General features: G+C 63.8%; 12 protein-coding genes. 6 read left to right on the top strand and 6 right to left on the bottom strand.

Annotated elements, in window-relative coordinates:
- Positions 1-131: 131 nt before the first annotated feature.
- From Q9451_RS18475 to Q9451_RS18460, 4 genes are read left to right on the top strand one after another with little or no spacing between them, the layout of a single operon-like run.
- Positions 132-959: an amidohydrolase family protein gene (locus Q9451_RS18475; RefSeq protein ID WP_012271989.1), complete on the top strand. Its 828-nt coding sequence runs from the start codon at positions 132-134 to the stop codon at positions 957-959.
- 42 nt (positions 960-1001) lie between these two features.
- Positions 1002-2351, top strand: coding sequence for an MFS transporter (locus tag Q9451_RS18470; protein ID WP_012271990.1), 1350 nt, complete (start codon positions 1002-1004; stop codon positions 2349-2351).
- Positions 2348-3088: an SDR family NAD(P)-dependent oxidoreductase gene (locus tag Q9451_RS18465; RefSeq protein WP_012271991.1), complete on the top strand. Its 741-nt coding sequence runs from the start codon at positions 2348-2350 to the stop codon at positions 3086-3088. The genes Q9451_RS18470 and Q9451_RS18465 overlap by 4 nt, the downstream gene beginning before the upstream one ends.
- Positions 3085-3915, top strand: a complete 831-nt coding sequence (locus Q9451_RS18460) for a sugar phosphate isomerase/epimerase (protein WP_012271992.1) — start codon at positions 3085-3087, stop codon at positions 3913-3915. Before Q9451_RS18465 ends, Q9451_RS18460 begins: the two co-directional genes overlap by 4 nt.
- Here the strand turns inward: Q9451_RS18460 and Q9451_RS18455 are convergent.
- The 3 genes from Q9451_RS18455 to Q9451_RS18445 are packed head-to-tail and all read right to left on the bottom strand — an operon-like array spanning position 3906 to position 5946.
- The gene (locus Q9451_RS18455; protein ID WP_012271993.1) at positions 3906-4322 is read right to left on the bottom strand and encodes a RidA family protein; all 417 of its coding nucleotides are present in this window, start codon (positions 4320-4322) and stop codon (positions 3906-3908) included. The genes Q9451_RS18460 and Q9451_RS18455 overlap by 10 nt on opposite strands.
- Positions 4322-5641, bottom strand: a complete 1320-nt coding sequence (locus tag Q9451_RS18450) for an NAD(P)/FAD-dependent oxidoreductase (RefSeq protein ID WP_012271994.1) — start codon at positions 5639-5641, stop codon at positions 4322-4324. Before Q9451_RS18450 ends, Q9451_RS18455 begins: the two co-directional genes overlap by 1 nt.
- A gap of 14 nt (positions 5642-5655) precedes the next feature.
- Positions 5656-5946: a hypothetical protein gene (locus Q9451_RS18445; protein ID WP_041166477.1), complete on the bottom strand. Its 291-nt coding sequence runs from the start codon at positions 5944-5946 to the stop codon at positions 5656-5658.
- Between Q9451_RS18445 and Q9451_RS18440 the strand changes: the two genes are divergently transcribed.
- Together Q9451_RS18440 and argE are read left to right on the top strand one after the other, a co-directional pair.
- Positions 5945-6622: a DUF1028 domain-containing protein gene (locus Q9451_RS18440; protein ID WP_012271995.1), complete on the top strand. Its 678-nt coding sequence runs from the start codon at positions 5945-5947 to the stop codon at positions 6620-6622. The genes Q9451_RS18445 and Q9451_RS18440 overlap by 2 nt on opposite strands.
- Positions 6615-7775 carry an acetylornithine deacetylase gene (argE, locus tag Q9451_RS18435; protein ID WP_012271996.1) on the top strand — a complete coding sequence of 387 codons (1161 nt, stop codon included), beginning with the start codon at positions 6615-6617 and terminating at the stop codon, positions 7773-7775. The genes Q9451_RS18440 and argE overlap by 8 nt, the downstream gene beginning before the upstream one ends.
- A 58-nt stretch (positions 7776-7833) precedes the next feature.
- On the opposite strand, the gene Q9451_RS18430 is transcribed toward argE, so the two are convergent.
- The 3 genes from Q9451_RS18430 to Q9451_RS18420 all read right to left on the bottom strand — a co-directional run bounded on the left by Q9451_RS18430 (position 7834) and on the right by Q9451_RS18420 (position 12211).
- The gene (locus Q9451_RS18430) at positions 7834-9102 is read right to left on the bottom strand and encodes a carbohydrate porin (RefSeq protein WP_012271997.1); all 1269 of its coding nucleotides are present in this window, start codon (positions 9100-9102) and stop codon (positions 7834-7836) included.
- A 108-nt stretch (positions 9103-9210) separates the two neighbouring features.
- Complete coding sequence (locus Q9451_RS18425) at positions 9211-11628, bottom strand: glucose/quinate/shikimate family membrane-bound PQQ-dependent dehydrogenase (protein ID WP_012271998.1); 2418 nt, start codon at positions 11626-11628, stop codon at positions 9211-9213.
- A gap of 232 nt (positions 11629-11860) precedes the next feature.
- Positions 11861-12211: a cupin gene (locus Q9451_RS18420; protein WP_012271999.1), complete on the bottom strand. Its 351-nt coding sequence runs from the start codon at positions 12209-12211 to the stop codon at positions 11861-11863.
- Between the last annotated feature and the right edge of the window lie 78 nt (positions 12212-12289).

The raw sequence follows: 12289 nt of genomic DNA, 5'->3' as shown, positions 1-12289 counted from the left end.
ATGGTCTTCGCCATCTGGGTATGAGCGTCAAACTCGGCCGCGCAGTATCGTAAACCCCAGCCTGATCGCCCTTGCGGCGAACAATAACAAGATCTGCAGGCAAGCGCAGTGGCGCTTGACGGGAGTGCTGCGTGACCATCTTTGACGAAGCGAAGATCGATTGCCATAACCATTTGTTTGACCCTGCGCGTTTCCCTTACCACCCCGACGCACCCTATGCACCTTCCGGGCAGGAGGTCGCCACCCAGGCGCAGTTCAGTCGGGTGATGGATGCCTATGGGGTGCAACATGCCTTGCTGGTTGGCCCCAACAGCGGCTACCACACCGACAACCGCTGCCTGCTGCATGCCTTGGCCACCGGGCAGGGGCGCTTCAAGGGCGTGGCGGTGGTCGAAGCGGATATCAGCCTCGATGCGCTGGCGGCCTTGCAGTCGCAAGGTGTAGTGGGTATCGCCTTCAACCCCGCGCTGTACGGGGTAACCAGCTTGAAGGACGCTGATGGGCTGTTCGGCAAACTCGCCGAGCTTGGCCTGTTTGCGCAGGTGCAGGTATGTGAGGACCAGTTGCTTGACCTGCATGGCCTGCTGCAAGGCGCCCATGCACGCCTGCTGATCGACCATTGCGGCCGACCGGATGTTGCGGCGGGTGTGCAGCAAGCCGGCTTCCAGGCGCTGCTGCGGTTGGCCGACAGTGGCCGCGCCTGCGTGAAGTTGTCCGGTATGCAGAAGTTCGCCGCAGCCGATGCCTTGCTGGAGCAAAGCGGTGCCTACGTCCAGGCCCTGCTCGAAGCCTTTGGCGCCGAAGCCTGTGTGTGGGGTTCGGATTGGCCGTTCATTCGCCAGCGTTCGCGGGTGGACTACGGGCCGCTGCTGAAACTGGCCGAGCGCCTGATGCCGGATGCCCGGCAGCGCCGTGCGGTGATGTGGGACACCCCGCGTCGATTATTCGGGTTTGCCTAACGCCCCGTTGATTGCCATTCCAATAACAAGAGAGCAACCGTCATGACCACTGAACAGAACGCCAGCCTCGGGGTGTTCGACACCCCTGCGCGCGTCCAGCAACGCACCCGCACCCGTTTCATGATCCTGGCGCTGATTTCCGGCGGTACCATGATCAACTACCTCGATCGCAGCGTGATGGGTATTGCCGCGCCCAGTATCAGTGCTGACTTGGGCCTGAACGCAGCGATGATGGGGGGGATCTTTTCCGCCTTTTCCTGGACCTACGCCGCTGCGCAGATTCCGGGCGGCATCCTCATCGACCGGCTGGGCACCAAGCTCACTTACTGGCTGGCACTGACCTTGTGGTCGCTGTTCACCGGGCTGCAAGGGCTGGCGCAGGGCTTCCTGTCGTTGCTGGGCATGCGCTTTCTGGTGGGGATGACTGAAGCACCATGCTTTCCCACCAACAGCCGGGTGGTGGCCACCTGGTTCCCGCAGAGCGAGCGGGCCAGGGCGACCGGTATCTACACCTTTGCCGAATACACCGGGCTGGCGTTTCTGACCCCGCTGCTGTTCTGGGTGCTACACGCTTACGGCTGGCGTTTCCTGCTGCTGGCGGTCGGCCTGATGGGCATCCTCTATGGCCTGGTGTGGTGGCGCAAATACCACGAGCCACACCAGTCGACCACGGCCAACCAGGCCGAGCTGGACTACATCGCCGCTGGCGGTGGGGTGATAGATGGTGGGCAGAAAGCCACGTCGTTCCGCTGGTCGCAGATTCCGGCGTTGCTCAAGCACCGCAACATGCTGGGCATCTGCCTGGGCCAGTTCGCCTGCAATTCGACCAACGTGTTCTTCCTCACCTGGTTCCCCACCTACCTGGTGACCGAGCGGCACATGCCCTGGCTCAAGGTCGGCTGGGTAGCGGTGCTGCCATTCATTGCCGCCTCGCTGGGCACGCTGGTCGGCGGTTGGCTGTCTGACGCGTTGCTGCGCCACGGCTACTCGCTGAACGTGGCGCGCAAGCTGCCGGTAATCGCCGGGTTGCTTACCGCGTCGGTGATCGTGCTGGCCAACTACGTCGAGTCCGACGCGCTGGTGATTGCCATCCTGTGCATCGCCTACTTTGCCCAGGGCATGTCGGCGCTGGCCTGGATGATCGTGTCCGATATCGCCCCCAAAGGCCTGCTGGGCCTCAGCGGCGGCTTGTTCAACCTGTTCGCCAACGCAGCAGGCATCGTCACGCCGTTGACCATCGGCATCATCGTCTCGCTGACAGGCTCGTTCGTCTGGGCCTTGGCATTCGTGTCGTCGATCACCGTACTCGGTGCGCTGTGCTACCTGTTCATGGTCAGCGACCTGCGTCGCTTGCCGGAGATTCCTTCAGTCGAAAATGGAGCAAAACAATGAGCCAGTACCTGCAAGGCCAGACCGCAATCGTCACCGGAGGGATGCGTGGCATCGGCCTGGCGATTGCCCAGCGCCTGCATGCCGCCGGCGCCCAGGTTGTGATCTGGGACCTCGCCGTGGAGGGTTGGAGCAACGCGGAAAACGGCTTTGAGCCCGTGCTGCGCCAGGCGGTGGATGTATCGTCGCTGGCCTCGGTAGAGACAGCCTTCGCCGAGACGCTGAGGCGTATAGGGCAGGTGCAGATTCTGGTCAACAACGCTGGCATCAATGGCCCTGTGGTGTCGTCGTGGGAGTACCCGCCAGAGGCCTGGGACAAGGTCATCGCCATTGACCTGAACGGCGTGTTCTATTGCTGCCGTACCGCCATCCCGCATATGCGTGACAACGGCTACGGGCGCATCGTCAATATCGCCTCCATGGCCGGCAAGGATGGCGTGCAGTACATCTCGGCCTATTCGGCAGCCAAGGCTGGGGTCATCGCCTTTACCAAGGCAGCGGCCAAGGAGCTGGCGCAGGACGGCGTGCTGCTCAACTGCGTGGCACCGGCCATGGTCGAGACCCCGCTGATGGCCGAGATGACGGCCGAGCACATTGCCGCGAGCAAGGCCAAGATCCCCATGGGGCGGTTCCTCAAGGCCGAGGAGATCGCCAATATGGTCAGCTGGATTGCCGGGCCGGAGTGCAGCTTTACCACCGGCTTCGTCTTCGACCTCAGCGGCGGGAGGGCGACCTATTGAATGGCCTGGGCGTGGCGCACCTCACCGCCCTGGAACTGGCGCCGGCCAGGCTGGTACGTGAGGCGCGGCGCGCGGGCTTTAGCGCGGTTGGGCTGCGCCTGCACCCGGTGATGCCGGGTGCACAGGCGTACCCGGTTGCGCCGGGTAGCCAGGCGCTGCGCGAACTGCGGGCGGTGATGGCAGGTGAAGGTGTGCGTGTTACCGATATCGAGTTTGTTTCGTTGACGGCACAGGCACAGGTTGCCGATTACCAACCGCTGTTGGCCGCAGGTGCCGAGCTGGGGGCGCTGAGCCTGACGGTGTCCGGGGACGACGACGATGTAGCGCGGCTGACCGGCAATTTCGCGGCGCTGTGTGAACTGGCGCGTGGTCATGGCCTGCGTGTGGACCTGGAGTTCATGCGCTGGCGGCCAGTGGCAACCCTGCAACAGGCATGCACGGTTGTGACAGGGGCGGGGCAGGACAACGGCGGCGTACTGGTCGATGCCTTGCACCTGTTCCGCTCCGGTGGCCAGGTGGCCGACCTCGCCGGGGTCGATCCGCGCCTGCTGCGTGCGGTGCAGCTGTGTGATGCGCCGTTGCTGGCGCCCGTAGAGGAGCTGATCATCGCGGAAGCGCGTGAGGGCCGTATGCTGCCGGGGCAAGGGCAACTGCCGCTGGCCGCGTTGGTGGCGGCGTTACCGGCGCAGCTGTGCGTCAGTGTAGAGGTGCCATCCGCTGGCGTGCCCGCAGAACAGCGGTTACAAGCGGCGGCACGAGTAACCCAGGCGTGGTTGCAGGGCAGGCGGCGGTTCCCGTCCACCCTGCAGGCCGCCGGTCATTCCTGATCGGGCACCACGGCGATCACGTCGATTTCCATCAGCCACTCGGCCTGGGCCAACCCGGCGACCACCAAGCCGGTGGAGATCGGGAATACGCCCTTCAGCCACTTGCCCACTTCCTTGTACACCGGCTCGCGGAAGCGTGGGTCGGTGATGTAAGTGGTGGTCTTGACGATGTGCGAAAGGTCCGAGCCAGCTTCTTCAAGCAGTTGCTTGACGTTCTTCATCGCCTGTTCGGTTTGCGCCTGCGGGTTACCCAGGCCCACCAGCTTGCCTTCGAAGTCGGTACCCACCTGGCCTCGCACATAAATGGTGTTGCCGGCCCGCACGGCCTGGCACAGGTCGTTGTCCAGGGTCTGGTTGGGGTAGGTTTCCTTGGTGTTGAACATGCGGATGCGAGTATGGGTAGGCATCAGTGGGCTCCGAGGGTGCTGACGTTGCTGATCATGTTGGTTTGCTGCTCATCCGCTTCGCGCTGTTCGCGGTCGCGGTAGGCCAGGTAGGTGCGTTGCGTGGCGATGTGGCCAGCGACGTGCTTGGCGTCGTGCCACACGCCCCAGATGAACGACGAGCCACGGCGGGACAACCACGGCAGGCCCAGGAAGTACACGCCGGGTTCGCGGGCCACGCCGCGTTGGTGCTGGGGCTTGCCGTTGGCATCGAAGGTGTCCACCTGCAGCCAGCTGAAGTCCACGCCGTAACCGGTAGCCCAGATGATGCTGCTGACGCCGGCCTTGGCCAGGTCCAATTGCTGCAGCGGGTTGCTCATGCAGGCCGGGTCGGCCAGGCGTGTGCGGGCTTCGGGTTCTTCCGGCAGGTCCAGGCCGTTGCATTCGATGTAGGCATCGGCGGCATCCAGCAGGGCCAGGTAGTTTTCATCGCCGCGGTTGATGTTCTCGACCAGGTTGTCCTGGAAGTGCGCCACGCCGTTCTCGAACGACTGGGTCAGGCCGACCAGGGTCATACCCTGGTGGGCGAGGGCGCGGAAGTCCACGGTGTGGCCGCCACGGGCACCGCTGACGGCGATCGTCACGTGCTCGCGTCCGGGCTTGGCGATTTCTGCGTCCCACTCACCCAGCACGCCCAGCCACCAGCAGAAGTCGCGGTTGCGGTAGGCACGCGGCGGGCGGTCGTGGGCGCCGACCGACAGGTACACCTGGCGCCCGGCGCGCATCAGCTCTTCGGCAATCTGCACGCCGGAGGAACCGGCACCAACCACCAATACCGCGCCCTCGGGCAGTTGCTCTGGGTTGAAGTAGGCGGCGGAGTGGATCTGATGCAGGTTGCTGTCTTTAGGCGCAATGGCCGGGATCACCGGCTTCTGGAACGGGCCGGTGGCGGCGACCACTCGGTTGGCGCGAATCACGCCTTCATTGGTTTCGATGGTGAAGCCGGGGCGGTCGCTGTTACGAACCACGCGCTTTACTTCAATGCCGGTGCGTACCGGCAGGTTGTACTTGCGTACGTACTGCTCGAAGTAGTCGGCCACCTGGTCCTTGCCTGCGAAGGCGTCGGCGTCGAGGTTGAATTCCAGCCCCGGGAAGCGGTCGTGCCAGACCGGGCCATTGGCGACCAGCGAGTCCCAGCGGCCAGTGCGCCATGCCTCGGCGATACGGTTGCGCTCCAGCACCAGGTGCGGCACGCCAAGCTTGCTCAGGTGTTCGCTCATGGCCACGCCGGCCTGGCCGGCGCCGACGACGAGGGTGTCGATTTCGAGGTTGTTCAGTGTCATGTCCGAGCCCTTGTTCAGGCGGTTGTTGTCAGGTCGGTTTGGAGGACCGCCGTTGTCTGGAGCCAGACTAGGGATGCGGCACGAATGGCGAAAATAGTATTTAGCTGGTGCTTGCCGATAAAACGGCGAAGGCCTTGAATTGCATGGCCTGTAGCAAACTTTAAGGGGATTTTCGTGTGGTGTTTGGCGCACTTTTGCGGGCTTAGTTTTTTCCTGCTCAAGGCACAGGAAAATGTTGGTTTCGTGGGGTAGAAGGTTGCACCCAGAATGCCCTGCATCGCACAGGACAACAGGAGCTTCACCATGACCTTCTCCATCATTGGCCGCTGCCAGGAAACCGGCCAGGTCGGCATCGCCATCAGCTCGTCGAGCATCGCCGTAGGCGCCCGTTGCCCGTGGGTGCGCGCCGGTGTAGGCGCGGTCTCTACCCAGAACATCACCCTGCCGGCACTGGGCCCGCAGATTCTCGATGCCATGGAGCAAGGCCAGTTGCCACCCGCCGCGGCCCTGGACCGGGTGCTGAGTGCCAACGGCTGGAGTGAGTATCGCCAGGTCACGGTGATCGACAGCCAGGGGCAAGTGGCGCTGTTCACGGGGCGCGAAGCGCTGGGTACACACAATGCGGTGGCCGGCGAACACTGCGCAGCGGCGGGCAACCTGCTGTCTTCTACCCAGGTAATAGAGGCCATGGTGCTGGCTTTCGAGCAGGCGGGTGGGCACCTGGCCGACCGCCTGCTGGCGGCCATGCACGCGGCGATGGCCGCCGGTGGCGAAGCCGGGCCGGTGCACTCGGCGGCGTTGAAGATTGCTGGCGAACTGACCTGGCCACTGGTGGACCTGCGCGTCGACTGGGCCGATGCAGACCCGATCGGTGTGCTCGATGGCTTGTGGCAAGCCTATCGGCCACAGATGCAGGACTATGTCACCCGCGCCCTCAACCCGACCGCCGCGCCAAGCTACGGGGTGCCAGGCGATGAGTGAATTTGCCAGCCGCGCGCTGCTGGCCCGGCTGATCGGCTTTGCCACGGTCAGCCGGGACTCCAACCTTCAGCTGATCGGCTTTATCCGTGATTACCTGGCGGAACTGGGGGTGGAAAGCGAACTGTTCCATAACCCGGAGGGCACCAAGGCCAACCTGTTCGCCACCATCGGCCCCAAGGACGTAGGCGGTGTGGTGCTGTCGGGGCACACAGATGTAGTGCCGGTGGATGGCCAGGCCTGGAGCGTCGAGCCGTTCGCCCTGAGCGAACGCGACGGGCGCCTGTATGGTCGCGGCACGGCTGACATGAAAGGTTTCATCGCGTCGGTGCTGGCAGCCGTGCCCGCGTTCCTCGCCCAGCCGTTGCGCATGCCCGTGCACCTGGCGTTCTCCTACGACGAGGAAGTCGGTTGCCTGGGCGTACGCTCGATGCTGGAAGCCCTCGAACAGCGCCCGCACAAACCCCGACTGTGCCTGATTGGCGAACCCACCGAGCTCAAGCCGGTGCTGGGGCACAAGGGCAAGCTGGCAATGCGCTGCCAGGTGCATGGCGCGGCCTGCCACTCGGCGTATGCGCCGTCTGGGGTGAATGCCATCGAGTACGCGGCGAAACTGATCGGCAAGTTGGGTGACATCGGTGATGCACTGGCCTTGCCGCAGCATCATGACGAGCGCTTCGACCCGCCGTTTTCCACGGTGCAGACCGGAGTAATCAAAGGGGGCAGGGCGCTGAACATCGTGCCCGCCGAATGTGAATTCGATTTTGAAGTGCGCGCGCTGCCAGGGTTCGAAGCGCAGGCGGTGGCCGATCAGTTGCAGACTTATGCAGAGGCCGAGTTGCTGCCGCGTATGCGCAAGGTCAATGCCGCCAGCGCCATTCGCCTGGAGCCGCTGAGCGCCTATCCGGGGCTGGCCACACCGCAGGACAGTGAGGCTGCGCGGCTGGTGGCATTGCTCAGTGGCTCGAATGAGTTCGGCACGGTGGCGTTCGGTACCGAAGGCGGCTTGTTCGACCAGGCCGGCATCCCGACCGTGGTGTGCGGGCCTGGCAGTATGGACCAGGGGCACAAGCCGGATGAGTTTGTCAGTGTGGAGCAGTTGCAGGGCTGTGATGCCATGCTGCTCAGGCTGGTCGATTACCTCAAGCAGGATTGATAGCTGTGGCGTCTTCGCGGGTACACCCGCGAATGGGCCACAGCGAGGCCCTGGCGAATCAGAAGGTAGCCTTGACCTGCAGGCCCACCACCAGCGCGTTGTCGATGTCCTTCCCCGAGAACGCCCCTGGCTCGATGATGTATTGCACATCTGGGCGCAGGTTCAGCCACGGTGTGGCCTGGTAGCCATAACTCAGTTCGATCAACTGCTCGGCACTGTCGATATCGGGGAACTGCTGGCCAGCGTTGAAGGCGGCATCTTCAAGCACATCGCGGCTACGCGGATTAGGCACGGCACGGCCGTAACCCAGTGCCACGGTATCTTTCGGGCGGCCTTCGAACGGTTTGTACAGCACCACACCGGCACCATACCACTTGGTGAACGGCGAGGCGGCCTTGCTCGACGCCGAGTACTGGCCGAAGGCGTGCAGGCTACGGCCTGGCGAGCCCTGGTCGTTCCATACCGCCTGGTCGACCAGCAGGTAGTGGCCTGAGCGGCCGGATACTTCGTCGTCGCTGCCGATGCGTTTCACGTCGGAGCTGTCGTAGTAGTAACCGAGCTTGTACTCGCCCGGCAGTTCACCCTGCAGCTTGTACACCAGCTCCACCGGTACCACGGTGCCGGTGGTGTGCTTGGGCCCCAGGTGCCAGGCGCGGCTGGAGTTGCCGTTGCTCTCGGGGTCGACGTTGAACGCCGCCACGCGCAGCTGCCAGGAAGGCGACAGGTCGTACTTCACCCGCACGCCGAGGTGAGCATTGGGGTAGTTGGTCCAGCCGCTGCCACCGGACATGTTCAGCGGGTGGCCGCAGAAGCCGGCGTTCATGAAGTTGCACAGGATGCCGCTGTCCAGGCCGCCGAGGTCGTTGCCCATGGCCATGTAGCCAAGCTTAACGTTGAGCGCCGGAGTGAACAGGGTACGCTCGTAGCTCAGCTCGGTCAGGCGGGTGTACAGGCCACCGAAGTTTTCCTGGATCGGCAGGCGGTTGCCTACCAGGTCTTCCGACGCGCTGTTACCGCGGCGGTCGTTGACGGTCAGCTGGACTTTGCCGCCGTTGTCCAGGCCGTACAGCTTCGACAGGTCGAACTGCACGCCCAGCTTGACGTTCTGCGAATAGCGCGCCGATCGGTGCAAACCACCGTGGGCGTTGTAGGCGGTTTCGCCGCTGTAGTCACCGGTGACTTTGACGCCGTCTTCTTCGAGTTGATGACGCAGGCCGCCCCAGTCACCGGTCAGGGTGCTGCGGGTCAGCAGGTCGCCGTCGGCCAGGGCTGTGGTGCTGGCCAGGGCCAGCAGCAGGGTGGGGGTGATGCGAATTGCGGATGGCATTGCTGAATCTCGGGTTGTCTTTGGGGCCATTCGCGGGCAAACCCGTGCCTACATGGCCGCTGTGGGCCTTGTGGGAACGGGCGTGCTCGCGAAGAAGGCGACGCGGTCTTACGGCAGCGCGTAAGAAATCACGTAGTCGCCACGGTCAGTCGACTGGCGGGCGCCGCCAGCAGTGATCACCACGTACTGCTTGCCGGTCTTCGGCGAAACGTAGGTCATCGGGCCGCCCTGGCTGCCCACTGGCAGGCGAGCTTTCCAGATTTCGTTACCGTTGCTGCTGTCATAGGCGCGCAGGTAGAAGTCCTGGGTGCCGGCAATGAACACCAGGCCGCCTTGGGTCGACAGGGTGCCGCCCAGGGTTGGCAGGCCGATCTTGATCGGCAGGTGCATGCGGATGCCGAGCGGGCCAGTGTCTTCAACGGTGCCCACGGGTACCTGCCAGGCCACCTGGCGGGTTTTCATGTCGATGGCGGTCAGGGTGCCGAACGGCGGCGCCTGGCATGGAATGCCCGCTACCGACAGGAAGCGGTTCTTGTTCACGGCATACGGCGTGCCCTTGAGTGGTACCGCGCCCATGCCGGTGTTCAGTGCCTCACCGCCAGAGGCCGCGCCACCTTTGTTCTGCGACGGGATCATCTGGATCCACAGGCCCAGACGCATGTCGTTGACGAAGATGAAACCATGCACCGGGTCGGTGGAAATGCTGCCCCAGTTCATGCCACCCAGCGAACCTGGGAAGCTCAGCGACAGGTCGGTGCCCGGCGCGGTGTACAGGCCGTCGTAGCGCATTTTCTTGAAGTCGATGCGGCACAGCAGCTGGTCATACGGGGTGGCACCCCACATGTCCGACTCGGTCAGGGTCTGTGCGCCGATCTGCGGCATGCCTACCGATTTGGGCTGGGTTGGGGAGTATGGCTCGTTCGGGATGTTGCTTGGCTTGACGGGTACTTCGTCGACCTGGGTCAACGGCTTACCGGTGGCGCGGTCGAGCACGTAGATCTGCCCGGCCTTGGTGCCGATCACTACCGCAGGTACCGACTGGCCGTCATCCTTGGTGAAGTCGATCAGGCTTGGCTGCATCGGCAGGTCGAAGTCCCAGAGGTCGTTGTGCACGGTCTGGTATACCCACTTCTGGTTGCCGGTAGTGGCGTCCAGGGCCAGCACCGAAGCGCCGTAGGTGTGGTCCAGCTTGTTGCGCTCAACACCGTAGATGTCGGTGGACGACGAGCCCATCGGCAGGAACACGGTGTTCATCGCCGGGTCGTAGGACATCGGTGCCCAGCTGTTCGGCGTGCTGCGCACATAGGTGCTGTCGCCTTGCGGTGCCTGGCGATCTTCCGGGTTGCCCGGGTCGAAGGCCCAGCGCATTTCACCGGTGATCACGTCGAAGCCACGGATCACGCCACCTGGCATGTCGGTCTGGACGTTGTCGGCAACGCGGCCGCCAACCACCACGGTGGTACCGGCCATCAGCGGTGCCGAGGAGAGCTGGTAGTAGGAGTCCGGGACATTGCCCAGGCCGGCCATCAGGTTGACCTGGCCATTGTTGCCAAAGCCCTGGCAGAACTCGCCGGTGTCGGCGTCGACGGCAATCAGGCGGCCATCGATGGTGTTGGTCAGCAGGCGACGCTGGCAGTTGGCACCCGCCGCTACGCTACCGCCGGTAATCGGCGAGCTGTTCGGCTGGGTCGGCTGAGCGATGGCGGCAGTGGCGTCGAAGTAGGCCATGCCACGGCAACGCTGCCAGACCTTGGACTGGGCGTTGATTGCGTTTTTCCACAGCTCTTTGCCGGTGTCGGCATCGAGGGCGATCAGGTTGTTGTGCGGGGTGCAGATGAACACCTTGTTGCCGATCTGCAGCGGTGTCAGCTGGTCTTCGGCACCGTTGCCGTCACTGATGGCGACGTCACCGGTGTGGTAGGTCCAGGCCACTTTCAGCTTGTTGACGTTGTCCCGGTTGATTTGGTCCAGCGCGGCGAAGCGGCTGCCACCTTCGGTGTTGCCGTAGTGGGCCCAGTCTTTCTGTTCCTTGCCGGCTTCGACCGGGGTCATGCCTGGGCCTTTGCCGGTGGGGGCGACGCTTGGGTGGGCAACGAACATGTTGCCGGCAGCGATCACCAACACCACCGCCATTACCCCGGCGATACCGTAGGCACCGCGACCGGCGCTGGCGCCGTTGGTACGCGCCAGCAGCGGGTAGACCAGTGCCACCACCATGCCGATTGCGCCGAACATGAACAGGCGCGAGAACAACGGCCAGAACACCAGGCCGACATCGCTCAGTGCCCAGATCACGGTGCCGATCAGGAATGCGGCATACAGCCAGGCGCCAGCCAGCTTGCGGCGAGCAATGAGTACACCGGCGATGGCCATGGCCAGGCCGCCGATCAGGAAGTACCAGGACCCGCCCAGGCCGGCGAGCTTGACGCCGCCGGCAGCCAGGAGGAGGCCGAGCAGGGCGATGATTACGCCCAGGCCGATCAGAATGATGTTTGGGGCGCCAGAGGCGCGCGGTGTTTCTTTCATGCCAGGGATCTCAGCAGGTGGAATGCGCGCAGTCTAAGCCCTTAGCTTGCTAATTAACAAGTTGGTACATAATTTTCTGAGGCTGATTGTCGCAGGGCTGAATGTGCGAAGGTGTCGCTAAAAGTCTAGATCAGGTGCTGAAAAAAGCATTAAACGGGGAGTTTCTGCCGTTTTTGCAACCGGCATTCATACTTTCGTCGAGTGTGTTGCGCGCCCACGTTCAGCCTCAGCTTCAGGCTGGCCACGGGGAACTACTGCCATAGAACACCGCCAACCAGATGGTGGCCGTGCCGGGTGCGGTCCATTCCACGCGGTGGCGGTAGTGCGGCGGAATATCCAGGCAATCGCCTGGCGCCAACAGGCGGGTGTGGTGCTCGTGCTCGAAGCGCAGCCCCGCAGCTCCACTGAGCAGCACGATCCACTCGCCTTCGGCCTGGTCGTACCAGAAACCGGGCGGGCTGGCCTGGCCGCTGGAGACGATACGCTCCACGCGCACCCCTGGGCGGCTGAGCAGTTCGTCGACATGTTCGGCACTGGCGGGGTCGCAGGGCGGCAGGGCGGCCAGCAGGTTGTTCGGTATCATGGAAAGCCTCGCTGTGAAGGTGTGATGCCACTATGGACGCAAATGCCATGCAGCGCGCTTCTTGACCCGCCCGGCCGT

It is taken from the genome of Pseudomonas sp. NY8896, from assembly GCF_039634505.1.
The sequence above is the reverse complement of the archived record's forward strand: the minus strand, read 5'-3'. Positions and strand labels throughout refer to the sequence as shown.

What these genes read in the sequence shown, in the direction of transcription:
- Q9451_RS18470 (WP_012271990.1), top strand. Translation starts at nt 1,002, where the DNA reads ATGACCACTGAACAGAACGCCAGCCTCGGGGTGTTCGACACCCCTGCG.
- Q9451_RS18465 (WP_012271991.1), top strand. Translation starts at nt 2,348, where the DNA reads ATGAGCCAGTACCTGCAAGGCCAGACCGCAATCGTCACCGGAGGGATG.
- Q9451_RS18455 (WP_012271993.1), bottom strand. Translation starts at nt 4,322, where the DNA reads ATGCCTACCCATACTCGCATCCGCATGTTCAACACCAAGGAAACCTAC.
- Q9451_RS18450 (WP_012271994.1), bottom strand. Translation starts at nt 5,641, where the DNA reads ATGACACTGAACAACCTCGAAATCGACACCCTCGTCGTCGGCGCCGGC.
- Q9451_RS18440 (WP_012271995.1), top strand. Translation starts at nt 5,945, where the DNA reads ATGACCTTCTCCATCATTGGCCGCTGCCAGGAAACCGGCCAGGTCGGC.
- Q9451_RS18445 (WP_041166477.1), bottom strand. Translation starts at nt 5,946, where the DNA reads ATGGTGAAGCTCCTGTTGTCCTGTGCGATGCAGGGCATTCTGGGTGCA.
- argE (WP_012271996.1), top strand. Translation starts at nt 6,615, where the DNA reads ATGAGTGAATTTGCCAGCCGCGCGCTGCTGGCCCGGCTGATCGGCTTT.
- Q9451_RS18430 (WP_012271997.1), bottom strand. Translation starts at nt 9,102, where the DNA reads ATGCCATCCGCAATTCGCATCACCCCCACCCTGCTGCTGGCCCTGGCC.
- Q9451_RS18425 (WP_012271998.1), bottom strand. Translation starts at nt 11,628, where the DNA reads ATGAAAGAAACACCGCGCGCCTCTGGCGCCCCAAACATCATTCTGATC.
- Q9451_RS18420 (WP_012271999.1), bottom strand. Translation starts at nt 12,211, where the DNA reads ATGATACCGAACAACCTGCTGGCCGCCCTGCCGCCCTGCGACCCCGCC.